The 253-nt window shown below is 65.6% G+C and carries 1 pseudogene; it reads left to right on the top strand.

Features of this window, described 5'->3' with window-relative positions:
- A pseudogene (locus tag A3728_RS20680) lies at nt 1-253 on the top strand (ATP-dependent protease subunit HslV); the annotation flags it as partial.

A 253-nucleotide genomic window follows, 5' to 3' on the forward strand; every position in this document is an offset into this window, starting at 1 on the left:
AAGGGTGGCCGCGTGGTCATTGCTGGTGACGGTCAGGTGAGCCTCGGACAGACGGTCATCAAGGGAACCGCGCGCAAGGTCCGCAGGCTCAGCCCCGGCGGCTTTGACGTGGTGGCCGGCTTTGCCGGGTCCACGGCGGATGCCTTCACCCTGCTGGAACGGCTGGAATCCAAGTTGGAGGCGACCCCCGGTCAACTGGCCCGCGCCAGCGTCGAACTCGCCAAAGACTGGCGTACCGACAAGTACCTGCAAA

This window comes from Sulfitobacter sp. HI0040 (genome assembly GCF_001634885.1).
GTDB lineage: Bacteria > Pseudomonadota > Alphaproteobacteria > Rhodobacterales > Rhodobacteraceae > Sulfitobacter.